Origin of the sequence: Acidilutibacter cellobiosedens (genome assembly GCF_004103715.1) — a bacterium.
GTDB classification, from domain to species: domain Bacteria; phylum Bacillota; class Clostridia; order Tissierellales; family Acidilutibacteraceae; genus Acidilutibacter; species Acidilutibacter cellobiosedens.
The window spans coordinates 3547051-3573509 of sequence record NZ_CP035282.1; the positions used below are offsets into that span (position 1 = coordinate 3547051).

Annotated in this window: 28 protein-coding genes, 2 tRNA genes and 2 pseudogenes; 23 read left to right on the forward strand and 9 right to left on the reverse strand. The window is 35.5% G+C overall.

Going from position 1 to position 26459, the window contains the following annotated elements; genetic code table 11:
- Positions 1-32: 32 nt before the first annotated feature.
- Both EQM13_RS17100 and EQM13_RS17105 read left to right on the forward strand, forming a co-directional pair.
- Positions 33-344 (forward strand): hypothetical protein, encoded by a 312-nt coding sequence (locus tag EQM13_RS17100; RefSeq protein WP_128753334.1) that lies wholly within the window; start codon positions 33-35, stop codon positions 342-344.
- 484 nt (positions 345-828) lie between these two features.
- Positions 829-1050, forward strand: coding sequence for a hypothetical protein (locus EQM13_RS17105; RefSeq protein ID WP_128753335.1), 222 nt, complete (start codon positions 829-831; stop codon positions 1048-1050).
- Between the two features lie 288 nt (positions 1051-1338).
- Here the strand turns inward: EQM13_RS17105 and EQM13_RS17110 are convergent, their stop codons facing one another.
- The gene (locus EQM13_RS17110; protein WP_071139390.1) at positions 1339-1509 is read right to left on the reverse strand and encodes a zinc-ribbon domain-containing protein; all 171 of its coding nucleotides are present in this window, start codon (positions 1507-1509) and stop codon (positions 1339-1341) included.
- Between the two features lie 318 nt (positions 1510-1827).
- Here EQM13_RS17110 and EQM13_RS17115 point away from each other — a divergent pair, with 318 nt between their 5' ends.
- The gene (locus EQM13_RS17115; RefSeq protein WP_114219603.1) at positions 1828-2268 is read left to right on the forward strand and encodes a VOC family protein; all 441 of its coding nucleotides are present in this window, start codon (positions 1828-1830) and stop codon (positions 2266-2268) included.
- Between the two features lie 22 nt (positions 2269-2290).
- Here EQM13_RS17115 and EQM13_RS17120 read toward each other — a convergent pair whose 3' ends face one another.
- The 4 genes from EQM13_RS17120 to istA form a co-directional block, all read right to left on the reverse strand.
- Positions 2291-3604 carry a DUF4179 domain-containing protein gene (locus EQM13_RS17120; protein WP_128753336.1) on the reverse strand — a complete coding sequence of 438 codons (1314 nt, stop codon included), beginning with the start codon at positions 3602-3604 and terminating at the stop codon, positions 2291-2293.
- On the reverse strand, positions 3597-4124 hold the full coding sequence (locus EQM13_RS17125; protein WP_128753337.1) for an RNA polymerase sigma factor: 528 nt from the start codon (positions 4122-4124) through the stop codon (positions 3597-3599). Before EQM13_RS17125 ends, EQM13_RS17120 begins: the two co-directional genes overlap by 8 nt.
- 208 nt (positions 4125-4332) lie before the next feature.
- On the reverse strand, positions 4333-5058 hold the full coding sequence (istB, locus tag EQM13_RS17130) for an IS21-like element helper ATPase IstB (protein WP_128751668.1): 726 nt from the start codon (positions 5056-5058) through the stop codon (positions 4333-4335).
- Positions 5052-6569, reverse strand: a complete 1518-nt coding sequence (istA, locus tag EQM13_RS17135; protein WP_406565237.1) for an IS21 family transposase — start codon at positions 6567-6569, stop codon at positions 5052-5054. Before istA ends, istB begins: the two co-directional genes overlap by 7 nt.
- A 279-nt stretch (positions 6570-6848) precedes the next feature.
- On the opposite strand from istA, the gene EQM13_RS17140 reads away from it, so the two are divergent.
- Positions 6849-7148, forward strand: a complete 300-nt coding sequence (locus EQM13_RS17140; RefSeq protein ID WP_071139394.1) for a DUF1294 domain-containing protein — start codon at positions 6849-6851, stop codon at positions 7146-7148.
- Between the two features lie 22 nt (positions 7149-7170).
- Here EQM13_RS17140 and ybaK read toward each other — a convergent pair whose 3' ends face one another.
- Together ybaK and EQM13_RS17150 are read right to left on the reverse strand one after the other, a co-directional pair.
- Complete coding sequence (ybaK, locus tag EQM13_RS17145) at positions 7171-7647, reverse strand: Cys-tRNA(Pro) deacylase (protein ID WP_071139395.1); 477 nt, start codon at positions 7645-7647, stop codon at positions 7171-7173.
- Positions 7648-7672: 25 nt separating this feature from the next.
- Positions 7673-9862: a DNA topoisomerase III gene (locus tag EQM13_RS17150; RefSeq protein WP_128753338.1), complete on the reverse strand. Its 2190-nt coding sequence runs from the start codon at positions 9860-9862 to the stop codon at positions 7673-7675.
- Positions 9863-10079: 217 nt separating this feature from the next.
- Between EQM13_RS17150 and EQM13_RS17155 the strand changes: the two genes are divergently transcribed.
- The 13 genes and pseudogenes from EQM13_RS17155 to EQM13_RS17205 all read left to right on the forward strand — a co-directional run bounded on the left by EQM13_RS17155 (position 10080) and on the right by EQM13_RS17205 (position 20533).
- A tRNA-Val gene (locus EQM13_RS17155) sits at positions 10080-10153 on the forward strand.
- Positions 10154-10165: 12 nt separating this feature from the next.
- Positions 10166-10238: transfer RNA gene (locus tag EQM13_RS17160), tRNA-Ala, on the forward strand.
- Positions 10239-10500: 262 nt separating this feature from the next.
- Entirely contained in the window at positions 10501-11928 is a 1428-nt protein-coding gene (locus tag EQM13_RS17165) for an ISLre2 family transposase (protein WP_206172679.1), read from the forward strand.
- 477 nt (positions 11929-12405) lie between these two features.
- Positions 12406-12672, forward strand: a complete 267-nt coding sequence (locus EQM13_RS17170; RefSeq protein ID WP_114219609.1) for a DUF4160 domain-containing protein — start codon at positions 12406-12408, stop codon at positions 12670-12672.
- Between the two features lie 15 nt (positions 12673-12687).
- Positions 12688-12930, forward strand: coding sequence for a DUF2442 domain-containing protein (locus EQM13_RS17175; RefSeq protein WP_114219610.1), 243 nt, complete (start codon positions 12688-12690; stop codon positions 12928-12930).
- Positions 12931-13150: 220 nt separating this feature from the next.
- Entirely contained in the window at positions 13151-13663 is a 513-nt protein-coding gene (locus EQM13_RS17180; protein ID WP_234958821.1) for a GNAT family N-acetyltransferase, read from the forward strand.
- A 180-nt stretch (positions 13664-13843) separates the two neighbouring features.
- Entirely contained in the window at positions 13844-14011 is a 168-nt protein-coding gene (locus EQM13_RS18340; protein ID WP_161567299.1) for a hypothetical protein, read from the forward strand.
- 12 nt (positions 14012-14023) lie between these two features.
- Positions 14024-14305: pseudogene (locus EQM13_RS17185) on the forward strand (methyltransferase family protein); the annotation flags it as partial.
- A 310-nt stretch (positions 14306-14615) separates the two neighbouring features.
- Positions 14616-15608: a fibronectin type III domain-containing protein gene (locus EQM13_RS18600; protein ID WP_206172743.1), complete on the forward strand. Its 993-nt coding sequence runs from the start codon at positions 14616-14618 to the stop codon at positions 15606-15608.
- Between the two features lie 42 nt (positions 15609-15650).
- Positions 15651-16637, forward strand: a complete 987-nt coding sequence (locus EQM13_RS18605; protein ID WP_206172744.1) for an S-layer homology domain-containing protein — start codon at positions 15651-15653, stop codon at positions 16635-16637.
- 402 nt (positions 16638-17039) lie between these two features.
- Positions 17040-17507, forward strand: a pseudogene (locus EQM13_RS18610) (YibE/F family protein); the annotation flags it as partial.
- Between the two features lie 441 nt (positions 17508-17948).
- Complete coding sequence (locus EQM13_RS17200) at positions 17949-18608, forward strand: ATP-binding cassette domain-containing protein (RefSeq protein WP_240662959.1); 660 nt, start codon at positions 17949-17951, stop codon at positions 18606-18608.
- 953 nt (positions 18609-19561) lie between these two features.
- Complete coding sequence (locus tag EQM13_RS17205; RefSeq protein WP_128753340.1) at positions 19562-20533, forward strand: S-layer homology domain-containing protein; 972 nt, start codon at positions 19562-19564, stop codon at positions 20531-20533.
- Positions 20534-20820: 287 nt separating this feature from the next.
- Here the strand turns inward: EQM13_RS17205 and EQM13_RS17210 are convergent, their stop codons facing one another.
- On the reverse strand, positions 20821-21402 hold the full coding sequence (locus EQM13_RS17210; RefSeq protein ID WP_071139407.1) for a TetR/AcrR family transcriptional regulator: 582 nt from the start codon (positions 21400-21402) through the stop codon (positions 20821-20823).
- A 15-nt stretch (positions 21403-21417) separates the two neighbouring features.
- Positions 21418-21648 carry a hypothetical protein gene (locus EQM13_RS17215; protein WP_161567300.1) on the reverse strand — a complete coding sequence of 77 codons (231 nt, stop codon included), beginning with the start codon at positions 21646-21648 and terminating at the stop codon, positions 21418-21420.
- A gap of 372 nt (positions 21649-22020) precedes the next feature.
- On the opposite strand from EQM13_RS17215, the gene EQM13_RS17220 reads away from it, so the two are divergent.
- The 6 genes from EQM13_RS17220 (at position 22021) to EQM13_RS17245 (ending at position 26453) form a co-directional block, all read left to right on the forward strand.
- Complete coding sequence (locus tag EQM13_RS17220) at positions 22021-22551, forward strand: NUDIX hydrolase (protein WP_071139409.1); 531 nt, start codon at positions 22021-22023, stop codon at positions 22549-22551.
- 192 nt (positions 22552-22743) lie between these two features.
- Positions 22744-23178, forward strand: a complete 435-nt coding sequence (locus EQM13_RS17225; RefSeq protein WP_128753342.1) for a GNAT family N-acetyltransferase — start codon at positions 22744-22746, stop codon at positions 23176-23178.
- Between the two features lie 76 nt (positions 23179-23254).
- Complete coding sequence (locus EQM13_RS17230; RefSeq protein ID WP_128753343.1) at positions 23255-23872, forward strand: lactate utilization protein; 618 nt, start codon at positions 23255-23257, stop codon at positions 23870-23872.
- 228 nt (positions 23873-24100) lie between these two features.
- Positions 24101-24643 carry an RNA polymerase sigma factor gene (locus EQM13_RS17235; protein WP_128753344.1) on the forward strand — a complete coding sequence of 181 codons (543 nt, stop codon included), beginning with the start codon at positions 24101-24103 and terminating at the stop codon, positions 24641-24643.
- A 258-nt stretch (positions 24644-24901) separates the two neighbouring features.
- Positions 24902-25852 carry a zinc ribbon domain-containing protein gene (locus tag EQM13_RS17240; protein WP_128753345.1) on the forward strand — a complete coding sequence of 317 codons (951 nt, stop codon included), beginning with the start codon at positions 24902-24904 and terminating at the stop codon, positions 25850-25852.
- Positions 25845-26453 carry a phosphatase PAP2 family protein gene (locus tag EQM13_RS17245; protein ID WP_128753346.1) on the forward strand — a complete coding sequence of 203 codons (609 nt, stop codon included), beginning with the start codon at positions 25845-25847 and terminating at the stop codon, positions 26451-26453. Before EQM13_RS17240 ends, EQM13_RS17245 begins: the two co-directional genes overlap by 8 nt.
- Positions 26454-26459 lie beyond the last annotated feature (6 nt).

Consider the following 26459-nt stretch of genomic DNA (forward strand, 5'->3'; position numbering starts at 1 on the left):
GAAGAATCAAAAAGATTAGTGAACGAATTACCATGATTGCAAAGAAGTCTAAAATGTTAATTTCCGTTTTACTTATCGCTATTTTTATCATTGCCATTGCAGCAGGGTGTAAAAAACAGCCTCTTACCGCTAAAGAAGCTGTTGACCAACTGATTCAGAGAATTACTTATAAAAATAATAAGATTACCTTTACTGTTCCGAAAAATTATCCCGAAAGTACACAGTGGAATATCATTATTGCCGGCAAATTGGAGGAAAACGGCTTCGGTATGAGCGTCCATCTGTCCAACGACAAAATGAAAACAAGTCTTGGGTTGGCAGACAAATGTATTCCATTGAAATAAAAATGGATATACCGAGCTTCTCATGTCTGTTTCTCTGCCTGATGAGGACGGTAACACCATTGAACGCAGCATCGATCTCTTAAATGTTGACGACATAGCTTGTTCAAAATAAAAAAAGTCACTTCATTTAAGGTTACTTTCCATAAGGATGTATTATGTTTTTAAGATTTGCCGTAGGATGGTTTGTTGTATCCTGCGGCTTTTCTCTTGTCCTAAACTCCGTCCATAAAGTTAAAAATCTCTCCTGTCGTTCGATTTTATCAAATCTTTATTTCTTTCGCTTGAATATTTTGCTTACAAGAAATATAATAAATAAAAAGATTATCCATTTAAGAGGAAACTATAATGGAGTATATAAGTATAAAAAAGTGACAGCCAAATGAGATTTTACCGTACGGATAGCGATTTATCATTGTGCAAGCTGGCATTTCCCTCACCGGCATGCAGCTTGAGGAAGTAGAGAAGATCACGGAGGGCTGGAAGTATGGTGCTGTACCTGCAACTGCTGTCCTTTATCGAAAGCGGCCGGTTTGAGAAAGGCGGTATGCGAAACCTAATCCATAAAGCACTGTGGAGCCAGCTGCCGAAACAGGAGCGGAAGCTTCTGCTGGTCATCCATCTTTCCATGCTTTTCTCTAATGCAGGCCACAGTTTAATCATTGAGCCTGACACGACATGGGCCTATGTGCTGAACAACGCCGACTAGTATATATACTAAGAAAACAAAGTAATATAGACACACAGTGCAGAACGTCCACAAGTTTTGACCTGTGGACGCTCCTTTGCCAGACGCTACAACAAATCATCAATCTTACTCATAAAAAGCAAATCCTCCAGTAAAGATTATTTACAATTCTTTCATAATCATTTTGCTGTAATGCAAAATAATTTTGATTCTCGTAAACATCTTTACTGGAGGACTGCCAAAATCAGTATCCTTTTTTGCTTAAAGTTCTACTCCTTGATATCAATAGGTTGCTAATAAGATGGTAACCTATCTTCCGAATCCTCTGCCATTATTTCTTTGTTGTTTTCTTTTTCTTCTACATTCGGGACATCTTTGGGGTTCATTCTCAAAACCTTTTTCCTTATAAAATGTTTGCTCTCCTTCTGTAAATATAAATTCTTTTCCACAATCTTTACATACTAAAGTTTTATCTGCCATTTCACCATTCCTCCTTTTACCTGGATTTAAGATTTAAAACCTAATCTACAAACAAATTCCTAATATGAGGAATGATGTGTAATGGTTTTAATCTTATATATAATAACACTTTAATCATATCATTTTTATTATTCATATACAATATATAGAATATAAATTTTTTATATCTTTTTCTCAATATACAATATACTGTTTTAATTTACTTTTGACTTATATAAATGTAAAATTAAGTTGAATTGGATAGTTTGGAGGAAAACGTTAAAATTATGTTTTCATTGAAATATAGATTAATATAATTGTATAAGGAGGAAAATATAAATGAAACCTGTAATTGACCACATTCATATAACCGTTTCTGATTTTGAACGGGCAGAAAAATTTTATGATCTTTTAATGCCTTTATTGGGATTTGATTTAAAAAATAAAGAAAAAGATGATATCCCTGATCATGAATACAAAATTATAGAATATCATCATAATAATTTTTCCTTTGGCATTGTAAATCCACGATCCCCATATGTTAATGAGAAAATAAGCAGAAGAAAACCTGGCTCTCTCCACCATGTCGCATTTTATGTGGACACTCCTTCTGATGTTAATATACTATATGAACAAATAAAAGAAATTGGAGCCACCGTTGTACACAAACCTCAATTTTATCCCGAATATTGTAAGGATTATTATAGTTTCTTTTTTAAAGATTCGGAAGGAATAGAACTTGAGATTGTAAATTTTGGAAGAACAAATTATTTCGTTTAATTTTATATTTCTATACGTGACATCAATTCATAGGTATATCTATAATTTTGTTATACATTTTATTATATTTTATTGAGTTGATATTTAACGTTAATTCCTCCCCTGTTCCATTAAATCTTAATGTTCTTGTATATGTTATCATACTTTCCTTATCATTTAAAATCTTCTTCTCATGTTTCCCCGGAATAGTTCCCTGAAGTTTCAAATCCTTATCATCAGCAGTCAAGTTCACCTTTGAAAGAGCCACATTTTCTTCTGTAGTAATATTGATATATGTTTCTCCGCCCTTTTCATATACTTTATTAATTTCAACTTTCTGGCCATTTATTTCAACAGATTGTGACTTTTCATTTCTTTCAAGTTTTACTGATTCAGAAGCATCATAATCTGCTTCAAAGCTAACAAGTTTTATCTGTAATTCTTTCAAATTCTTAGGAAGAGCATCGTATTCAAAGCTGAATTTCATTCCTTTTATATCAGTAGTCATTTCTGATCCTTGAATAGATACTTCTTTCCCATTAGCATATATTTTAATATCCAAATTATATGGTCTGATTCTTTCCCCTGTTATTTGATCTGCAGCCAATTCTATAATATTTTGAATCTTACCTTTTACAACTGTAGTAGTAGGAGATGCCGTAATAGACTGAAATCTTATAGTGGCATTATCTACTTTGACCTTTTCATTTAAATGCTTTTTTAATGTATAACCCATAGCCTTATTTCTATCCAAGACAAATGAGATTTCTCCCTTTTCATTTTCTCCCGATTTTTCTATTTCAAATTCCCATTTTAATCTCTTTTCAAAAAAATGAGGGGTACTAAAGGATGCTATCCACTTAACTTCGTTATTCTCCTTATCTATTTCTCCTTGAGCCGATTCCGTCATATATTCTCCTGCAATTCCGCTTATGTTGCTATTATCAACATTCAGGAATTCTAAAACATTGCCGCTCCTTATAGTGTAAAAAATCAAAAGCTGGTTTTCATCTAACATTACACCATCTAATGTGACTGCCGTTCCGTCCTCAAATGTATAACTCTTGCCTATTATCTGTCCTTTTCCCAGCTCATTTAGTTGACTTAATGTTCCGTTCATAACTCCTTCATATCCCACCAATTTTTTCCCATAGAATGCTAAAGTGTCAATGTTACTTCCTAAAATAATTGCTGCAACAATTATCGCCGCCCATTTTATTTTAAATTTTTTAGAATACTTCAAATGAGGAGGAGTATTATTTAAGGCAGATCTAAGTTTTAATTCCAATTCTTCCGGCACATTTATCATTTCCATCTCTATTCTTTTTTTTTCAAAGAATCTATCTAAATCATTCATTCATCTCCACCTCCACCATTCTTTTTAAATTTTTAATCCCGGCATTTATTCTTGATTTCACAGTTCCTATAGGAATTTTCAATATCTTGGCTATGGCCTTATAGTCCATGTCTAAAAAATATCTCATTTTTATGACTTCTTGATGTTTTCGACTAAGATGAGACATGCATTTTTCAATAATCATTTCTTCTTCCACATCTTTATCTTCAAAAACACTTTCCTTCTCAAATTCACTTTCTCTATTTATTAATATTGTTCTTCCTTTTATTTTTAAATATCTTTTACAGCAATTTACCAAAATAGTTTTACTCCAACTATAAAAGGAATCTTCTTTTTTTAATCTATGTATATTTTGATATAAAATCAAAATCATATCCTGCATAATGTCTAAAGCATCTTCTTCATTTTTTACATATATATACGCAAGTCTATAATATTCTGCTTTTCTGTCCATAATCAATTGAACTAATGCGTCTTTATCTCCATGCTGTGCTTTTTTTACCAATTCTGCCAAGTCCATATTTTCACTTCCTCTCAATATATAAGAGTACAAAAATAATGAAAAAGTTCATTTAAATTTAATTTCTCCATTATATTTTTTAATATCTTTTAAAATTTTTGTTTTTTGCAAGAGGAAATTCCTCACTTTTGCAAATTTTTTTCCTCACCCCATAGGTGGGGAATTTTTGATCATTGCAGCCATCTTTCAACTTTTTATTCTGCGGTTACTAAGCCGAAATACTTGATTCTCTCATCCTGTTGCTCTCCCCGGGGAAAAGCAGCAGGTGACAGTGGTGTAAAACTCTATCCAGTATTGCGGCTGTCATATCTTTATCATAAAAAACATTTATCCATCTTGAAAATTCAATATTAGTGTTTATAATCAGTGTTCTTTGTTCATAGCATTCGGATATAAGTTCAAACAACAGCCGGGCTCCTGTTACATCAAGGGGTACATATCCCCATTCATCACATATAATCAGTTCCGCTTTCATAATCTTTTTCATAAAACTGCTTAAGGTTCCTTCTTTCTTTGCTTCCGACAGTCTGTTAACTAATGCTGCCGTACGGTAAAAACGGGTTTCCATCCCTTTTTTACAAGCTTCTACTCCTAATGCTATGGATAAGTGAGTTTTCCCTGTACCTACATTTCCGTACATTATGATATTTGTTTTGCTTTCACAAAACTTTAACTCCTTTAAATACTCCGGTGTAACACCTGGAGGCAGGCTTATTTCATCAAACTTGAATCCGTTAAATGTTTTTATACTATAGAATCCTGCCTTGCTTATTAGTTTATCTATTCTTGCTGTTTTTCTGTGTTCTATTTCTTCCTGCAGTAGTTTAAGTAAAAATTCCTGATGATTTTCCCCTTCCGTTGTCTGTGCCTGTTCTGCCAGGTTTTGACTTAATCTGAGACGTTTACAGCATTCTCTGATTTCTTTATCTAACATGTCCTTTTACCCCATTTTTTCAATGCCTTATCATACTTTGATAAATCTGTTTTCGTAGGTTTCAGTCGGGGTATTCTGCTTTCTGTTTTCATCGGAGGTAATTCCCTTATCTCACTGCATAAATGCCTGTGCATGCTTATCAGGCTGTCTACATCCACTGCATCATAACATAGTACTTGGGTTACTGTTTGTGCTGCATTCTCAAAACCATTTTTCTCTGTTAATGAAGCTATTACGGATAGTATCTTCCCTCTCTCGCTTCTTTTACATTTATCCAGGTATTTCTTCATATCTTCCGGCATAATGTTATAGATACCACTATATTTTAGTGCCCCAGGACGTTTGGCAAGCTGCCTCAGATAGGGAAGCCACTTCATGCTTTGCTGTTTATGATCTCCGTATAATCTTTTGTGCCGAACAATTTCGTTTTGATTTTCATCCATAGGTATCACATATAAAGATGTAATTTTGATTACAACACGGGTATTTGCGTATTTTGGTGAAACGGAATATTCATGTAATCCATTGTTTAAATAAAATCGCCCATATCCGTTTGTATGTACTATATGATATCCTGCTGTATCAAACTCTGTTGCAGGCAGCGGTAAAAAATTCTTTTTATCTTCTTCAAACAATTTACTGATAAAATCTGCTTTCCTGTAATGCTCCCTGTTTCCGTCTTCATTACATTTGACAAGTAATTCCTCGTTATATTTCCTTAATTCCTGAAATCTCGGAATGGGGACTAACATATTTCTCCTGTGGTATCCTACTTTTGATTCAACATTCCCCTTTTCATGCCCTGCCTCAGGATTACAGAATACAGTATCAAAACCGTAATGTTCCCGAAATCTCATGAATTTTTCAGTCAGGTTACGGCTTCCTTCTTTCAGTATTTTGGTTACAATCGTCTTCGTATTGTCAAACCATAACCGGGTTGGAACACCTCCTATATATTCGAATATTGCTTTCAATCCTTCCAACAAACATTCAATATTTTCTCCATAGAATAACTGAAGATATCCCTGATTACTGTATGGGAAAGATACATTCAGATATTTTCCGTCATGAAGTACGCCATTTTCATAAAACTGTGCATCCCCGAAATCAACCTGTGCTTCACCCGCAGGGTGCTCCAACGGCAAATATCCTTCTTTTTCGGTATGAAAAATTTCCTTTTTCTTTAATGTTACAAAAGCCGCTACTGTCCGGTAAGAACAGTCAAAACCTTCGATTTCTTCTTTCAGTCTGTTATAGACCCTGGTGGCTGTATGACGTTGTTTCTTTTTTGCTTTCTTATCATTCTCCAGCCATTGGGTAATAATTGACTTGTAAGGATCAAGTTTAGAAAATTCCATATTTGTTTTAACTGCAGGAACAGGCTTGTTCCAATCATTTTTATTAATATACTCCCTTATTGTTTTTCTGTCATAACCGGTTTCACGGGATATTTGAGATATATTTTTCCCTTCCTCAAAGTAAAGTTTTCTGATATCATATATTTGTGCCATTGTTAGCATCTCCATTTCCTCCTTGCAATCTAATCAATTACAAGGATAATATATTGGTCAGATGTCTGCAATGGCATTTGCAATATTGGGGAAATTACCTCTGCAAAAGTGGGGAATTCTACTTTGCAATATTGGGTAATTTTATTTTACAGCAAACAAAAATTTTACTGCTCTTAAAATATATAAACGTAATGACAATATTTTCAGCTATTTAATCTTGCTCAAAACATATAAAACATGATATAAATAGAATAACTTATTATAAATGGAGGCAATTAGATGGATATTATAAGTAAATTCAACAATCAGGAATTAATATTTATATGGTATCTTTTAATAATAAACATAATCTCATTTTTTACATTCGGAATTGATAAATCAAAATCAGAAAAAGACAAATGGAGAATAAAAGAATCTACCATGATAATTTTATCCGTTTTTGGGGGTTCCTCCGGAGGCATTATAGGAATGATAATATTTAAGCATAAGACAAACAAAAAGAAATTTTATATAGGTATCCCTATTATATTTTTAATCAACAAAATCGTGGAATTATTTATATTCGGATGTATAAAATAAATGAAGGGGTTTTTCAACCTCTTCATTCAATTACATCATCCAATGCTGCTTTCGTAACTTTTTTCAAGTCTTCCACTTTCAGCTCGATTTGAACCCCTATTTTTCCTCCGCTGACTAAAATATTTTCTAAACTTTCTGCGGTGGAATTTATAAAGGTAGGATAAAGTTTTTTCATTCCAATAGGAGAACAACCGCCTCTAATATATCCTGTATACTTTTTAATGTCTTTAACGTGAATCATATCTATCTTTTTTTCACCACATACTTTCGCTGCTTTTTTTAGATCCAATTCTTTTTCTACGGGAATTACAAATATAAATATATTGTTATCCCTTCCCTTGGTGACTAAAGTTTTATAAACCAATGAAGGATCTTTATTTGACTTCTTGGCAACTGACAGTCCGTCAATCTTTCCATCTTTCGTTTCATAAGTAATAACATTATACAAAATATCGTTGGAATCAAGAATTCGCATGGCATTTGTTTTTATGTTGGACATATTTTCACCTACTCCTGAAATGTCTCTATTTTAGTTTTAACCCCTTTAGAGCATCTGCCAGTTCAGTATTAATAGGTTCTTTTTTACTATTTTTCTGTTCTCTTAAATAATTGGCTACTTCTTTTTTGGAAACTGTATTCTTCTCATTTTTTCTTCTATTATCAAAAGCAGAAAGTTTCTCTCTGTATCCACAGCCGCATACAAATATTTGATTGTCTCCTTCTCCCTGTAGTTCCATTTTCTTATGACAGTTAGGACATCTCGCATTTGTTATTCTTGAAACATTTTTTCTGTATCCGCAATCTCTGTCCTGGCAAATAAGCATCCTTCCCTTTTTCCCCTTTACTTCCAACATGAATTTTCCGCACTGGGGACATTTAATGCGAGTCATATTATCATGTTTAAATGTTTCGCTGCTGTTTTTTATATCACTAACGATTGATTTGGAATAATCTTTCATTTCTTTTACAAAACTATTGTCATCTATTTTCCCTTTAGAGATTGCCTCCAATTTTTGTTCCCACTGGGCTGTTAGCGCAGGGGATTTTAAATCATCCGGAACTAATCCTAAAAGTTGTTTTCCCTTTGAAGTAATGAAAATTTCTTTACCCTTTTTTTCTATAAGAAAGGTATTAAATAATTTTTCAATAATATCCGCTCTTGTAGCTACTGTCCCGATACCTCCCGTTTCTCCTATTATTTTAATTAAATCCTTACTTTCCCCTGCCATATATTTGGCCGGATTTTCCATAGCAGAAAGTAAAGTCCCTTCATTAAAAGGTGACGGAGGTTTAGTCTGCCCTTTAGTTTGTACGATAGAAGATATTTTTAATACATCTCCTTTATTAATCCGAGGAAGGATCTGCTGAGGAATATCTTCATTGGAATCATCTTCTTCATAATTATTAGAATAGACTTCTTTCCATCCTTGAGCTATAACCCTTTTACCCTTAGCTATAAAATTCTCTTCCCCTATTTTTGCTCTAATTGTAGTTTGCTCATATTCAAAGGGAGGATACAGTACCGATAAAAATCTTTTGACTACCAAATCATATATTTTCTTTTCTTTTTCATTTAACTCACTTAAGATTACCTTCTGTTCTGTGGGGATTATAGCATGATGATCTGAAACTTTACTGTTATCCACAAAGTTCTTATTGGGGTTAATGGGATTTTTTAAGGCTTTCGCTGCCGATTGTTTATATATTCCTACCCCGCAAGCCTCTATTCTCTCCTTTAAAGTATCAACTATGTCCGTAGTAATATACTTAGAATCCGTTCTGGGATAGGTAAGTATTTTATGATTTTCATAAAGCCTCTGCATTATCCCCAAGGTCTCTTTTGCAGAATATCCGAAAATCCTGTTTGCATCTCTTTGTAATTCCGTCAAATCATATAATTTAGGAGAAAAAGACTTTTTATTTGCCTTTTCTACATCTGCAACTATTCCATCTTTTCCTCTAATATTTGATATTATTTCATCACATCTCTTTTTATCAAATATCCTCATATCCTTCGTTTTACTATCCTGCCATATTAATTTTATATTCTTTGCTAAAGCTGCAATCCCATAAAAATCTTGTGATTTAAATTTTTTTATTTCTTCCTCTCTCTTTGCTACCATAGCCAAAGTAGGAGTCTGAACTCTCCCGCAAGAAAGTTGGGCGTTGTATTTACATGTTAAGGCACGAGTTGCGTTGATGCCTACAATCCAGTCAGATTCAGCTCTTGCAACAGCCGCTCTATAAAGATTTTCATATTCCCTTCCGTCTCTGAGTTTATCAAACCCTTCTTTTATTGCTTTGTCCGTAACGGAAGAAATCCAAAGTCTTTTTAGGGGTTTATGACTATGAACCTTTTCTATAATCCATCTTGCCACAAGTTCTCCTTCCCTTCCCGCATCTGTGGCAATTATAATTTGAGAAACATCTTTTCTGTTCATCTGTTCCTTTACAATATGAAATTGCTTACTGCTCTGTTTGATAACTACTAATTTCATCTGAGAAGGGAGTATCGGAAGGTCATCGATTCTCCACGTCTTATATCTTTCTTCATATTGTTCCGGATCGGCCAAAGTAACTAAATGTCCCAAAGCCCAAGTTACAATATATTTATTTCCTTCCAAATATCCGTTCCCTTTCCTGTTACATTTTAAGACTCTTCCAATATCTCTCCCCACCGACGGTTTTTCAGCTAAAACCAAAATTTTATCCATAAAAACATTCCTCTCATATTAAATAAAAACATCCTGATATCACTATAGGATGTTTTCTTATTATCTTTTATTTTAAATAAATTATATCTCTATAATAAAGAAAAATCAAATTACAGAGTTTTCTTTATTATTTCCGGTGTAAAAGTAATTTTATTCGAAATATATTCCTTGAAATTTATTGTCTTCTGCATTATAATTAATGTAAGGTAGTAAAAATGGGGAATTAGCTCAGCTGGTCAGAGTGCTACGCTCACATCGTAGAGGTCGTTGGTTCGAGCCCAATATTCCCCACTCTTTTATTTTGGGGGTATAGCGCAGTTGGGAGCGCGTCTGCTTCGCATGTAGAAGGCCAGGGGTTCGAATCCCCTTATCTCCACTAAGTTATAAGCTACATTTTTGTTGGTAATAAACCAATGAGGATGTAGCTTTTTAATATAATTTTAAATTCATTCTTGTGTTTGGTTTATATATTACGTACAAAAACAAACCTATTTTTAATGTTAGTCAAAAATGGGATTGTTAGTGTAAAATTACAGTAGGGAAATAGAATATATTTCCATATATAGTTGAAAAGAAGATATCATCCTATTAAAATATAAGTTGAAACACCAATAAATTAAGAAAGGATGATATCTTCTATGTATAATAGTATACAACATTTTAATGAGTTTGGAGTAAAAAAAATTGAAAATGAGATAAAAAATTTCATGGAAGGGAATAAAAATATTGTTGGTTTAATACTTGCCTTACAAAAAATTTTATTTGAGCTTGGAAGAGATATTATAACAGAAGTATTGGAGAATATGGATGAATATCTACGTAACAGCGGAGTTAGAAAGAAAAAATGGGAAATAGTAAGAAAAGATAAAAATAGGATTTTAACAAGTTTTGGTATTGTAACATATGAAAGAACGTATTTTAAACCCAAAATGGGAGGAAAAAGGCATCATCTTGTTGATGATATGGTTGGAATAAAACCGCATGAAAAAATGAGTGAGGATGTAATAATAAATGCAGTCGATGAGGCAGCGGAAAGCAGCTATAGAAAAGCGGGAGAAAAAGCATCATATATGAATGAAATAAGTAAACAGGCCGTGATGGATAAAATACACAACCTTGATTTTACAACAACAGAAACTAAAAAATACAAGAAGAAGGATATAAAAACATTATATATAGAAGCGGATGAAGATCATGTGCATCTACAGCAAAAAGGAATTAACAAAAGCAAGTATAATATAGCAATGCCAAAGATCGTTTATGTACATGAAGGAATAGATGCAGAAAAAAGCAGTAAAAGCAGAAAGAGGTTAAAGAATGTAAAATATTTTGGAGGGATGTATGAAAATACGGAAAAATTATGGCTTGAAGCAGCAGATTATATAGACAAACAATACAACATGAATTATGTAGAGAAAATATATATATCGGGAGATGGAGCATCCTGGATACGCCAAGGAGTAAAGTGGATTGAAAAGAGTAAATTTGTGCTTGACGGATATCATCTGAAAAAGTGTATAATAACAGCAACCGCGCATCTAAATAATGAAATAATAAGACAGGAATTGAAAGATGCGGTTGACTGGCCGGACAGAGAAGAAGTAAAAAAAGTATTTAAAGAGATATTGAGCCTTACAGAAAATAAAACAAAGAAGGGAGCAGTAAAAAGAGCAGAACAATATATATTAAACAATTGGGACGGAATAGAGATAAGAGCAGAAGAAGGGATAGGAATAATAGGATGTAGTACGGAAGGACACGTAAGCCATATATTTTCAAGCCGTTTGAGCAGCAGACCAAAAGGATGGTCAAAAATAGGAGTCGGTAAAATGTCGAAGTTATTAATTTACAAAGGGAACGGAGGGAAAGTATATGATTTAGTAATGGCGCAAAAGATGAAAAGGGAAAAAGAAGAGAAAGAACAGATACAAGATGAATTAATAAAAGAAGCAAGAAGTATTGCGAACAGGTATAATGATACTTGGGACATTAGGCCGACAGCAATAGTGAGAGGAGAAAAGACAGGATTATATAACGAAATAAGAGCAATAATGGGTAGAATTTAAGTAAAGTAAAATAAGAGGTAAGAATAGTTGTAGCAAAAAATAAAAGTTATATAATAGAGTTATAAAGTTAGCATATTAGTTAGAAAACCATAGAGATAAAAGATTTGGCGTAGCGGGCCATTGATATGGAGTAGCCTGCATGGTAACCTGTAAAGGAGGGTGGTACGTTTATCTATGGGTTACCCCCTTTATGTACACAAACCATGCAGGCAGAGGCTCCATGTCAATAGCAAATCGGCAACGAAGTAATAAAAAATTTTATACCAAAAGAAATAAAAGGAGAACTTATTTTACAAACATAGGGAATAATTGTATAAAACAATTTATTTTTTAAAATATGGATGATATCTATATATTTTTTCCCTACAGTAACTTGACTCTATCAATGGGATTGCTTTTGATTGCCAAAAATTTTTAAATGATATATAATAAATTTATAGGTAAGACTTAAAAATTAAAGAGAAATAGGAGGGAAAAATGCCGACAATAAGTATGTTTTATGGAATTATAGTTAGAATGTATAGAGAGCTTGGAGGAAGACACCATGTACCTCATATACATGTTTTGTACTGTGAAAATGAAGCAATATTTGATTTTGACGGAAACATAATTGACGGCAATATCCCAAGAAAACAGCAACAATTAACCATTGCCTGGATATTAATACATCAGGAAGAATTGAAAGCTAACTGGCAGCTTTTATTAAATGGTGAAGAATTTTTTAAGATTGAACCCCTAAGATAGAAATGGAGGCGCGCTATGTATCCAAGACCTAAAGAAGTTGAATATATTAATGAGTATAAATTACTTGTAACTTTTGATAACATGGAAAAGCGTATATTTAATGCAGAAGAACTGTTAAATGACAAGTGGTTTGTTTCATTAAAAAACAAAGGTATATTTAAGAATGCAAGAATTAAATATAAAACGTTGGAATGGCCAAACGGTGTGGACATATGTCCAGATGATTTATATGAATTAAGCAAGCCTTTCATTAATTAAAAATACTGTGTGAACGCTGACTTCATGCAGTACGAAAGAATATTCCGAACTGCATCTATTTTGTACTAATGACACAAGTTATCAGACCGAAGAAGATAAACTGTTTGTCTTTTTCGGTCTGATTTTTTATGTTATACTAATTTATAAACGAGTAATATAACAAATAAATAAACAAGAATTTGAAGTACATATTATCTATATAACAGGAGGCGAATAAATATTGCTTGTATTAGTAAAACTCAGCAACGAATATCGTACTCATTTAAATGAAATGATGGATGAATGGTTCTTGGCAAAGGAAAAGATTGTCCCTTATTCAATTAGACGAATAGACTATAAAGATTTTGAAAAATATCTTCAAGGCTTTGAAGAGGAGGAACATGGTGTTCCCGGCTTTGTTCCCGCTACAACTTTTTTTGGGTTAGATACGGAGCGAAATATATTTATAGGTGCTGTGAATATTCGTCATCATCTTAATGAGTCGCTTCTTCTAAATGGAGGTCACATTGGAGATGGCGTCAGACCATCCGAAAGACGAAAAGGATATGCTACAAAGATGATTGCATTAGCATTGGATGAATGTAGAAAATTAGGAATTGATAGAGTGCTAATGGTTTGTGATAAAAGCAATATTGGTTCTGCTAAAAGCATCATAAACAACGGCGGTGTTTTGGAGAATGAAATTGAAATTGATGGCAATGTTGAGCAGCGATACTGGATATCTCTTATATAAATGCATTGGTTCTCATTGTGTGGATGTAGTAGAATAATATCACTTTTCAATCCTTGTATTATTTGTATATGTATAGATAAAAATATTTATTTATAGGGAAGGATGAATACTTATGGGAGATATGTTAAAATTTGTAAATGAGCAAGAAAGAGTAAAAAGCATCCCCCTTTTGACTTAACAATGTGGATCTTGATTGCTGGCTGGTGCGGCAGTATTCTGATTTCTTATTATTTCCGAAGCAAGGATGTCAGTGAAGAAATTCGAAATAAGCTTATGCCTCACTGTTTCTATTATATTGGAATTGTATTTTTAATTGGAGGAACATTATTTAGAGATTTATCAGTGTAGACACTAAAAAGAGCATTTACTTTGAATGTACAGACAGACAAAGAACAGCAGCTTATTCAAATCGGTCCCTATCGTATTATCAGAAACCCTGCATATACCGGAAGTATCATAAGCTTGTTAGGTATATCTTTTTGTTTAAGGAGTGTTTATTCACCTTTGATAGTTTTAGCTTTATGTCTGCTGTGTTATGGGATACGAATAAGAAAAGAAGAAACTGAGTTAGCAAATCATTTTGGAAAAGAATTTCAGGAGTATGCAGAAAGAACGTGGAGGCTGTTTCCTCTTATTTATTAGTCGTAACTATTTCAATTTAATTTTTTATAATAAAAAGTTAAATTGAACAAACGATACATATGTTTCACCAAAATAAGTCAATTACAATTGTAATTGACTTATTTTGTATGCCCGACATTGGACGATAAAAGTCCGTTATAGGGCCTGGCAGTCGCAATCAAAAGAAGGTGTAAAAGTAATTTTCTTTTTACTTACATAAATTTTACACATTCTTTATAATAATGTGATATTAGATCTTAGATTTCATTGATATTATTTATTTGATTACCAGTAAGATTCAATATAAAAAAGGAAGGGATGAAAAATAAGAATGAAAAATCAAAAATCAAAAACTACATCCATTTTAGCGAAAGTACTGATTTGTGTTATGGTGCTCGGCATTGCACAAACTGTCTTGGCAGCTACCGTTCATTACAATGACGGCAGTACCGTAGGTAGCAGCGCCGAATGGCAGGCATGGACTGAGGAATGGAAGAGCGTAGCCGTGGACTTCACGAAAGTTTCCCTCACCCCAGGCACTAATGAAACCGAGCTCAACTTTGCTTGGTACAGCAAGGACGATGGCAAACCAGCCACTCCTGTGGTTCATTTTGGAACCAGTAAAACCGATCTGCAGTCTTTCACCGGGACTTCATCTACCGTAGATACCAGCCTTACCAACAAAGTGGCATATGTCTATAACCACGTGGTCATTACCGGACTTAAGGAAAACACCACTTACTATTACACTGTTGAAAAAAATGGCGTTCAGACTGATCCTGCGACCTATAAGACCGGCAGCTTCTCCACCGTACGTATGCTGTACGTAGGTGATCCTCAGATCGGCGCTTCTAAAGGCCAGCCTCAGGGCAGCGACAAACTGGTGGCCGACAGCGGCGTAGCCAACACCGCTGCTCGAAACGACAGCTTTGGCTGGAACAGAACACTAGAAATTGCCACCGTTCAGAACCCGGACCTTAACTTTATGATTTCCGCCGGTGATCAGGTCAACAAGACAGGAAACCCAAAGGAAGAGGAATACGCAGGCTATCTGTATCCTGAGGTACTTTCTGGTTTACCTGTGGCCACTACCATTGGCAACCACGATTCCTTGAATCCCGACTATACTTATCACTTCAATAACCCCAACGCCACGAACTACGGCGTCACCCAAGCCGGCGGCGATTACTATTATTCTTATGGCGACGGCCTGTTCATCGTTTTAAATACCAACAACTATAACGGTGCCGAACATGAAAAAGCCATTGCCGAGGCTGTGTCCTCAGATCCCGACGCTACTTGGAGAGTGGTAACTATCCATTAGGATATATATGGCTCCGGCTATGACCATTCTGACACCGACGGCATGATTCTCCGTACCCAACTTACTCCCATCTTCGACAAATATGACATCGATGTGGTGCTCCAAGGTCACGACCATACCTACAGCAGGTCCAAGCTACTCTACAGTGACGGCCTCACCCACGACAATTACTCTATGCCTTTGAATGCAGAAGGCACCGACTACGACTGGGATCATGCTCAGAACACGGCCACTGGCGAACTCTACACCTTATGGCCTGAAAAGGACAAAGCTGAGCAGGCTGCTTCCAAGAAAAAATTTGTGGACGGCAGCAAGTGCTACACAATCGAGACCACCGCAGGCAACACGGTCATCGATCCCAAGGGAACCTTGTATATGACTGCCAACTCCGCCTCCGGTTCCAAGTTTTATGAACTGATTTCCTCCCAGCAAGACTTCATCGCTGCCAGGAGCCAAAACTGGCTGCCCAGTTACTCCGTTATCACCATGACCGGCGACAGTTTTTCTATCGACACATATCAGATTCTTGATACCGACAAGACGGAAAAGATTGACAGTACCTTCACCATTCAGAAAACCGGCACTACCACATCTTCTGACACCGCTCTTACCCGTGCTGAAGCCGTCACCCGCCTTTACAACACAGCCGGCGCTCCTGACGTATCTGCAGCGGCTTCCTTCACCGATGTATCATCAGACACTTCATATACCAAAGCTGTGACCTGGGCCAAATCCAATAACATCTTGAAAGGCGTGGCTTCTGGCATCTTTGCACCCGACCAGAAACTCACCCGTGCGCAACTTGCTACTATATTATACCGCTATGCGCAGGCAAAGGGCATCTCTACATCTGTATCTGGCACGAAGTTTTCTTCCAGTTCCGATGCAGCCTCCGTTCCCGCTTGGGCTAAAACAGCTCTCCAGTTCTCTATGGATGCCGGGCTATTAAATGGCTCTACTGTAAACGCAAATGGAGACGTTACCGCCACTGCCATGGACTTTGCCCTAACCAAGTTGGGCGAGCAATAATTTTCTTTTGTACCAATAAGGAAAAAAAGTTTCTCTAAAGGTGGACTCGTCTGCGGAGAAACATCTTATTTTCAGACGGCTGGGCAGCCTTTGCCACCCAGCCGTCTAGTATTCTTTCACAGAAAGCGAGGAGATGCACATGGAACGCAAAAATATCAAACGTTTTGGACTGCGATGGGGACTGCCTGTTCTGCTGGCACTGGTTCTGATTCTGCTGGTGGTCCGACTTAATCAGGTAGAAAAAACGGAGATAATTTCCCGGGCTGGCCAGACATTTGAAACCGGTGTGGTCACGGAAATTCTTGAGGACAATATGCAGGAGGATGGCACCCGGGTCGGTCAGCAGACGGTGGTAGTTCGGATGACCAGCGGCGTGAAAAAAGGTCAGCTGCCTCCGGCGTTACCGGCTGGAACGTATTGGATATTGAGAATCTGCTTACGCTCTGGGAAACCAATGAGATTCAGGTGGGCGAGCTACTGTTCTCCGGTCTGCTCATTTCTTCCTTGGGTTCGGTGATAGACATCGCGGTGTCCATTGGCAGCGCTATGTACGAACTGTGCGTCCAGAACCCAAATATCCAGCGGCAAGAGCTGTTCCACGCTGGTATGCGGATCGGCCGGGACATGATGGGTACCGACAGCAACACTCTAATTCTGGCTTTCGCCGGCAGCAGCATCTCCATGTTGGTGCTGGATTACGCTTACGATCTTCCTTGGTTGCAGATTATAAACTCCAACAACATCGGTATTGCCATCATGCAAGGCTTATCCGGCAGCTTCGGCATCATTTTGAGCGTACCTGCCACCGTACTGCTGGCGTCATACATCTACACGGGAAAAAGAAAAGCAGGAAATGCCAAGGAAGATTAGTGACGCGGCATCTTTTTTATCCAGTTAGCCCGAAAATAGAGCAAAAGGGCTTACCCCTCGTGATTCGAACCCAACAAAATATTTTATTTAAAGAAGCCAATTCTTAAGGGTTGGCTTCTTTTGATTTATATAGTAAAATAGCAAATATATTGCAATTGGTACTGTATGCTGTCGTTCCACTTTTAGGATGTATGGTAACTACACTTTGGTCTATCCGAAAGTGTAAACGGAATGTACTGCAAATCAGTATTATAGTGTGTTTAGGTACAAGCATATTTGCCGATTGCTTAGCTCATTGGACACCTAGATTGTACGAATTATCCGCGCTTGGACTATGGATGGTCACTTTTATTGTATTTACTTGTTTTTTTGTCAGAGAAGTCTATCTTCTGATTAAAATTAGAAAGGATGGAAAAATGTATAGAACTATCGCTTGACCGATTGACAAAACAATTTGGCCCTAAAATTGCTGTTGACTGTATCACTGCCAGCTTATCTCCGGTGGTTTATGGGTTGTTGGGAGCGAATGGAGCGGGTAAAACCACTCTGATGCGTATGCTATGCGGGATACTGGAGCCTTCGTCCGGTGAAATCCTATTTAATGGGCAAAACATTATAGATATGGGACCTCGGTATCGAAATATTCTCGGCTATTTGCCGCAAGATTTTGGTTATTATCCAGATTATATGGCACAGGAATTTCTGATGTATATTGCAGCACTGAAAGGTATACAACGTCGAGCAGCCAGTAAGCGTTCAGAAGAATTGTTAAACATTGCAGATTTGAGCAACGTATCTGGAAAGAAAGTTAAAACATTTTCAGGTGGAATGCGCCAGCGTCTTGGGATTGCACAGGCTCTCTTAAATAATCTTAAAGTATTGGTTCTGGATGAACCAACTGCTGGACTTGACCCCAAAGAACGTGTTCGTTTTCGTAATTTGATTGCTGACTTTGCCAGCGATAGAATTGTTCTGCTGTCCACGCATATCGTATCGGACATTGAGGCAATTGCAGATAAGGTGTTTCTCATGAAAAAGGGAATCTTTTTGCTCCAAGGCACTATCCCGGAGTTGGTTCAAAAAGCTGATGGAAAGGTCTAGAAATTAACGATTTCTGCACAGGAAGCAAGAAAATGGGAAGGAACTGTTACCGTTGCAAATCTGCGACATAACAAAGAACAGGTCGTTCTTCGAATTATATCCGCAACACAGCCAGCGCCGGATGTTATGCCTTGTGAAGCTACTTTAGAGGACTTGTACCTGTACTATTGCCCAACCGAGGATGGAGCGAAATAAAGGTTGAAAAGCAATTTTTCCTCGTTACTGGCAAGTTTAGCGGTGGTATATGTTCCAATGGCAATCGCTCAGTTTATCCCGTTGTGGGCACAAAAGTTACTCGATTTACTTCCTTTTGTGGGGAATTCTACTGATATATTCCGTACAAACGCATATCACCTGTTTGGAAAAATAGTATGGTCGCCCTACTTGCTGATAATCGTCCCTGTATGTATAGGTCTGCTGTGCATTCCCATTACTATCAATCGTTGGTCACAGAGAATAAAGGTATGACGAAAGGCAAAGCCCTTAGCATGATAAAAAACATAGTGGGAATAATCTTCGCACTCATTCGAGAATCTATCCTGACTTGCAGGATATGTTCGATAACGCCAGGGCTGATGGAGTATATACCTAATAGTGGAGGCCAGGTGTTGTTGTAAATGTAGTTGAAGAAGCTGCAGATAGCAGTTATAGAAAAAGAGGAGAAAAAGCATCATATATGGACAGAATAAGTAAACAAGCCGTATAGTACAACCTGAACTTAAAAAATGTAAAGGGATATAGAGTTAAATAATGTAAGTAACATTTACTTAAATAACTAAGACGGAAATGGTATAATAAGAAAATGAAGAACAATATAGTTTTTAATATTTTGTAAAAACAAATCTCTATTTAATTTATGATGATTTCTGTCTTTCAAATTAATTGATGATATTGAACAGGCGGACAAAGAATGTGGTAGTTTCGGATGTAATTTAGATTAGGAGGTGTATCTTATGACACGAAAAATTACGGTATTTTTAGTGAGTTTAGTGCTGTTAGTGAGTTTTACCGTCCCCGCGTTTTCAAGTACGGATTTCGGTGATATTTTATATCATTGGGGGATACCTTTCATTGTAGAAATGAAAAATCTTGGCATTGTGAGAGGCTATGAGGGCGGCAATTTTTATCCGGATAATACTATAACTCGGGCAGAATTTTCGGTGTTGCTGTCAAGACTAATTAAAATTCCGGCGTCATATGAGCCTGCAAGCAAATTCTATGATGTTGGCGGTAGAGATTGGTTTAATCGTGAAGTGGTATTTTTAGCAGACAATGACATATTAAATGACGAACCAGAAGGTTTTGGAATGAAACCGATGTTTAGACCGAATGACAACATAACTCGTGAAGATATGGGGATTATTCTTAATAGATTTGGCAATAAGTATATTCTCCAATGGGGCAATGCCGTTGGAACCGATGTTAATGTATATAACGATGTTGGGGATATTTCTCCTTACGCATTGGAAAGTGTGCAAAAGGTTATTGATAATGAGTTGATGACAGGTTATGGTTGTGTTGCTGATGGCGATTTTATGTGGAAACCTAAAAAAGAAGTAACTCGTGCAGAAGCAACGAAAGTTATTGCAGAACTATACCATAAATTGAATGCTATTTCTAATTATACAATCGAAATTCCCGATGAAATAAGGGACATTGTAACTACAAAAACTTATGTTGACAGCTGGAATGGCAGTGGCGAAGCCATAATATCTGTTTATCATAAAGGGACCAATGAGAAAAACCACGAAATGGGATTTGTTTTCGATATTGTAAGACATAAGCATAACGAGCTTGATAAAATTACTGATATAGCAGAAAATATCGGTGGTATAACGCCTTTCGCTTACGATGATAATTATTACTATTCCTTGGAAATTCCAACTGACGTGCAATTTGATATAAATGTGCTCTTCGGCAAGTAAAATACCTACATCCATTTCGTCAGTATCAGATAGTGAAAAAGTCCTCCATGAAGAGGACTCTTTTTTATTGACCTGAATAGCCAGGTCCCTGGTACCGCTAAACATATGTCACGAGTCGAACCGACACTTATTTTTTCTTTTTCTATTCAGCTTTTTAGACTATAATATTTATTTTGGGAGGTACGAAACCATCTGATGTCAACATGCAAACGCAAAGACAACCTGTTTTGTATGCCCATTCTAAAGTCTGCATTTAAAACGAATTAAGTATAAATTACAGTATACTATCAATAATTCAAATAAAAATCAATAATATTGTCTACGAGACTTTCACGCTGCTGTTGGTTATGAAAATCAATTCCAATTTCTTTCTTAAGTAATGTACTGCGTAAAAACAATGACTGAAGCGTCAAAAGCATAAAATATGTCCTTTGTTTTACCTCCTGATCATCTATATCATCGGAGATGGCTTGCCGTACCAACGGCAGATAGGCCGCTAATGTTTGAGAAGTATTATCATTTTGATTAATAGTGGTTAAATCGGTAATGATGGAAATTCGCGATATGTTTTCATGAGTCTCAAGAAATGAGCAGGTATATTTCACCATTATACGCAACTTTTCTTCCGGAGTCATTTTCGGAAGATTCTTATAAACATCTCCAGTTTTCTTGATTATATCACTGATTATTTTCTGAACACACTGTGCAATAAGATTTTCTTTTGTTTGGAAGTGATAATTTACCAACCCAGCTCCTATCCCAACCCGATTGCATATATCACGAACAGTAATTTCATCAATATTACTTCCTTTTTCATTGATCAACTCTATAGTGGCTTTAATAATATCTTCCTTCACGTTTTTTCTCATAACTATCATCCTCTATCATCTTATTATTAAGTGGCCAAATCGAGCTATAACTGACTTTACAAGCATCGCTATGGCCAAAGTAATCAAAGCCGTTTGAGGATTATCCAATTTAGGAACATTCCACTTGAATAGCTGTACCATAAAAGCTAATATGGCAATTATTCCAAAGATATATCCCAAGATTGACAATGGATGAGCTGGAGCTGATGCAATGAACTTGCCTACACTCAACGTACATAATAGCATCCCGATAATTCCAAGTACAATTGTCGCCGACCTTGCTCCCTGTATAAATAGAATCCTTTTTCTTGATAGTCAAATAAAAACTAAAATTGTTATTATTGCTATTTCAAAAACAAGAATAGAAGAATTTTTCATAAATCAAAACCTCTCTTTCAATAATTGAATTTTGTTTTGAACGCTATTCAATTATATCTTGTTTACATTATATTGTCAATATCGCTCCGTAACAATCAGCTAACTTTTTACATATAACTTAAATAACTGATATAAATAATTTATCAAAGGAAACAATTGATTTGTATTAATTAACTCCCTTTTATATTTATATGATATTATAAATATAAAAGGGAGTTAATTAAATGGAGGTAATAATATATGTCGGAGAGAGAAATATGGGATGCGTATGGTTCAAATGGAAACAAATTAGGTTATGATTTATACAGGGATGAAAGCTCCTTAATTCCAGAAGGAGTGTATCATATTGTTGCCGAAGTATATACGATTACGCGGGATAAGGAGGTTTTAGTAACGCAGAGACATCCTGACAAACCGTGGCCTTTAAAGTGGGAAATAACAGGCGGTTCAGTCTTGAAAGGCGAAACCCCTATAAAGGGAGCTTTGCGTGAATTAAAAGAGGAAACCGGCATTCTTACTCAGGAATCCGATTTGCGGTTCGTTTATTCTTACCTTATGAAAGGGATTCCGGCAATTTATTACTGTTACATGATTGTTATAAACAAAAATAATACGGAAATCAAACTACAACGTGGTGAAACGATTGATTACCGTTATATTGCATATGATAAGTTCAAAGAGTTTATTCAAACAGAAAAATTTGTGGATACGATAAGAGATCGCTTTAACATTCATGCGGGATTGTTTGACAATATCGTTTCTTCAATCTGAAAGAGACTGTTAGCTTATATATTTAAGCATAATTCAAAATTGATTAATTAATCTTTTTTGTCTAACTCTTCAAGCTCAAGATAATAAAAAAATTTAAACCCCTGTAATTTAAGTTTTTCCTCTAATTATGATATACTTAACACTGACTATTTATAAACTGTTTACAAGATCAAATTTCAAGGGAGGAATACTATGATTGTAATGGTAACAAAAGATAATTTAGTACAGGCAGCTACGATACACTCTGTGTCTTGGCAAGACTCCCATAAGGCATTTTGTTCCGAAGAATTTATTGCATTACATAATGTTGAGCATCAAATTAAATATATCCAAAATGAAATGAATCAGGGAAAAATTTTTTATATGTTTATTACTTCAAAACCTGTTGGAATTGTTTCCGTATGCGATAATTTGATTGAAAATCTATATATTTTGCCTGAAGAACAACATAAAGGGTACGGTACAGAACTTTTGAACTTTGCAATTGCGAAATGCGATGTCCCAGCTTTATGGATTTTAGATAATAATGAAAAAGCATATAATTTATATTCAAAACATGGGTTTATATTGACTGGAAATGAAAATAAACTCTCGGACACAGTCAAGGAAATTGAAATGAAAAAATAAGATGAATATGTAATATATCTATCTTAATCAAACATTAAAACTGAATATCACTAAGTAATTAGGAGAACATAAACAAATGGATGAAAAAATCAAAAATGTAATATATAATTTACAGCAAAACAACATGGCCGGATACTTTGTAGGGAATAAAAATGAATTGATTGACTTGCTTACCACATTGATCAATCCTGGCGATACAGTTGGCTGCGGCGACTCCGTTACATTAGAATCAACTGGTGTATTCGATTTCTTAAGAAATGGAAATTATGTCTTTTATGATAAGCATCGTCCTAACTTAACAGCAGAAGAAAAGCGGAAAATCTATTTAAGTAATTTTTCTGCGGATACCTTTATAACTGGTACAAATGCTGTTACCGCTGACGGCAAATTATTTAACATTGATGGAAACGGAAGCCGAGTTGCACCTATATTATACGGGTCGAAACAGGTTATAGTTGTAGTAGGAATTAACAAACTGGTAAATACAGTGGAAGATGCAATTTTACGAACAAGACAGATTGCAGCCCCATTGGATGCTAAACGCCTTGGGAAAAAAACACCCTGTACTTCTCTTGGCAGATGTATAGATTGTAGACATAAGCAAAGAATTTGTAACGATTTTGTTTTGATTACCGGACAATTTGTCAAAAATAGAATTAAAGTAATTATAATAAATGAACCCTTTGGTTTTTAATTGCGGGAATATTTTTTAATTCTGACTTGGCAAAAAAATAAATCAAGTAATTAATCTATAATAGTAGATAGCCCTATTTTTTAGCATTGATTAAAAAAATAGGGTTATCTTTTTGGATTACATCATATCTGCGGTATAAAACAGACTAAAAACTGAGCAAAATATTTATAGCAACCTTTTTCAGTCACTTACGTGTAATAATATGAAAGGCACAAAGGCGGTGAGGTTTTGGATGAGTATTCTTTAATTCTATCAGCACAGAATGGTGAAAAAGAGGCATTTCAAAGTCTCATCACCTTCTACTATCCATATGTTTCAAAATTTCTTTTAAAAATGTGTAATAACACAGTGCTGAGTGAGGACTTGACACAAGACACATTTTTAAAATTAGTACAGGGAATAGATAAATTCGATATTTACGGAAAGGCATCCTTCTCAACTTGGGTGATAACAATTGCCAAAAACTGTTATCTTGACCATTTGAGGCGAAACAAACAAGAGATGATAAGCATAGAAGAACAGAATATGGCATCTCAATTCAATCTACAAGACGTTGTGCTTAACCATTTACAGGCAGATGAAATACTAAAAGCTCTGGAAAGTTTACCCCCTGAACAGGCCACTGCCATCAGGTTGAAATATATAGAACAACAAACGCTTGAAGAAATTGCCCAGCGGTTTTCCTGTAAACCGAAAACAGTGAAAAGCCGCATCCACAATGGCATGGTTAAACTTAGAAAAATGCTGAAAGGAGATTTCTATCATGGATAAAAACATAAATAAGCTGCTTTGCGTGCTTGACAATGAAATCGACAGAAAATGCTTTGAAATCAAACAAAGGAAGAGGAACAAAATATTACAATCAGTATTTATTATCACTTGTGTTTTATTCATTATCGTACCTATGATGTTTGTTTTTTTCGGAATCAGCCTTTGGACGTTTTGCGTCCCGGCAATACTTTTCTTTACTATTTGTTTTTGCCTTCTATCACCTATTGTATTTAGCAATAAATCGGGAGGGTCAGAATTATGAATCGTTTTGATATTTTTGCTGAAAAATTCAATTTTAAAAGGGCAGTTATCATCTATCTGATTGCTGCGATTCTTACCGGAATCTTATCGGCCGGTTTTTTAGCCTATACATTTCGTGATAAGATCACTTTTGTATATAAGTATCACCGCATCAATGAGAAAGCAAATGATAATAAAATCGGGTTTGAAAACTTGGAACCTGAATTAATCAATCTGGCTAATTCGTCATCGGATATTGTAGATATTCTTATTTTAAATAGGCAAAATCAAATACTGTTCAGTGCAAAGAATTCGAATTTATCAAAAAATGGAATCTTAGACTTAGCAGAAATTTCAGGTAAAAAAAGTCATTTTCTTGCTGATCAGAAAAATTCCAATGTGTATTTCCGATTGATGAAAGGCGATAAACTTAAATTTTCGATGGCTATGCTTGGAATTGAAAACGAAGTAGAACAGGAATATGCGGACTACTATTTCTACGAAAAGAATTATAATGTCAAAAAAGTATATTTGCTTTCTTATATTACTGATAAATTGAGCGGAGACAAAGTTTATTTTATCAGCGATATTCGACCCATTGTAAATGGTGAATTCTATGTAAAAATCGTAGCTGTTCTTGCAATATTGTTTTTCATGCTCTATTGGGTCTTGTTAGCTTTTTGGGTTTACGCTCAGGCACTCAAATCGAAGCTTAACTCAGCTATGTGGGGAATCATTACTCTGTTTACTAATTTGGCCGGATTGTTCGTTTTTCTCATATACAGGCAAGGACACCAAACCTGTTATAAATGCGGTGCCCTGCAAAATAAATCAAACTTATATTGTACCTTCTGCGGTACAAGACTTGGTTTTGTTTGTAAGAAATGCAATACGATCGTAAGTGAAAAAGATAACTATTGCAAAAATTGCGGCAGTGTACTAAAGGGAGAGCGGAAACAGAATGAATAGACGAAAAATATGGTTCGTAATAGTACCAATCATTTTGTTTGTAATGCTGGCAATATGCCTTAAGGCAGAAATTGTTACTCGTTTTGAAGGGTGGGCTTATGAAGAAGCATCGGAAAATATGTCATCTGCTTTAACTCTGGTGATGAAAGGCATTACACACTTAGGCGATCCGGCCGTTATCATTATATTTTGCCTTACATTATTTATCAGATCGAAAACAAGAAAAAACATAGCCCTACCTGTTTCAATAGCAGTAATGTCTTCTGCTGTGCTCAATATTACACTAAAACATATTTTTGCAAGAAGCCGTCCAAATATTTTACAATTAATAAGCGAAACAGGTTACAGTTTTCCCAGCGGTCATGCAATGAACAATGCTTCCCTTTATGTCATGTTGATTTTGCTGATTTGGAAGTATGACGAAAGTACTTCCCTGAAGATAATCTTCTCCTCAATTTGTATTATTCTTACAGTCCTGATTGGATGGAGTCGAATTTATTTAGGTGTACATTATGCAAGTGATATTTTGGGTGGTTGGCTGTTTGGATTTGCATTATCAACGTTTGTTTATTTCCTATGGAATAATAAGTTATCCAGATAAGAGCAT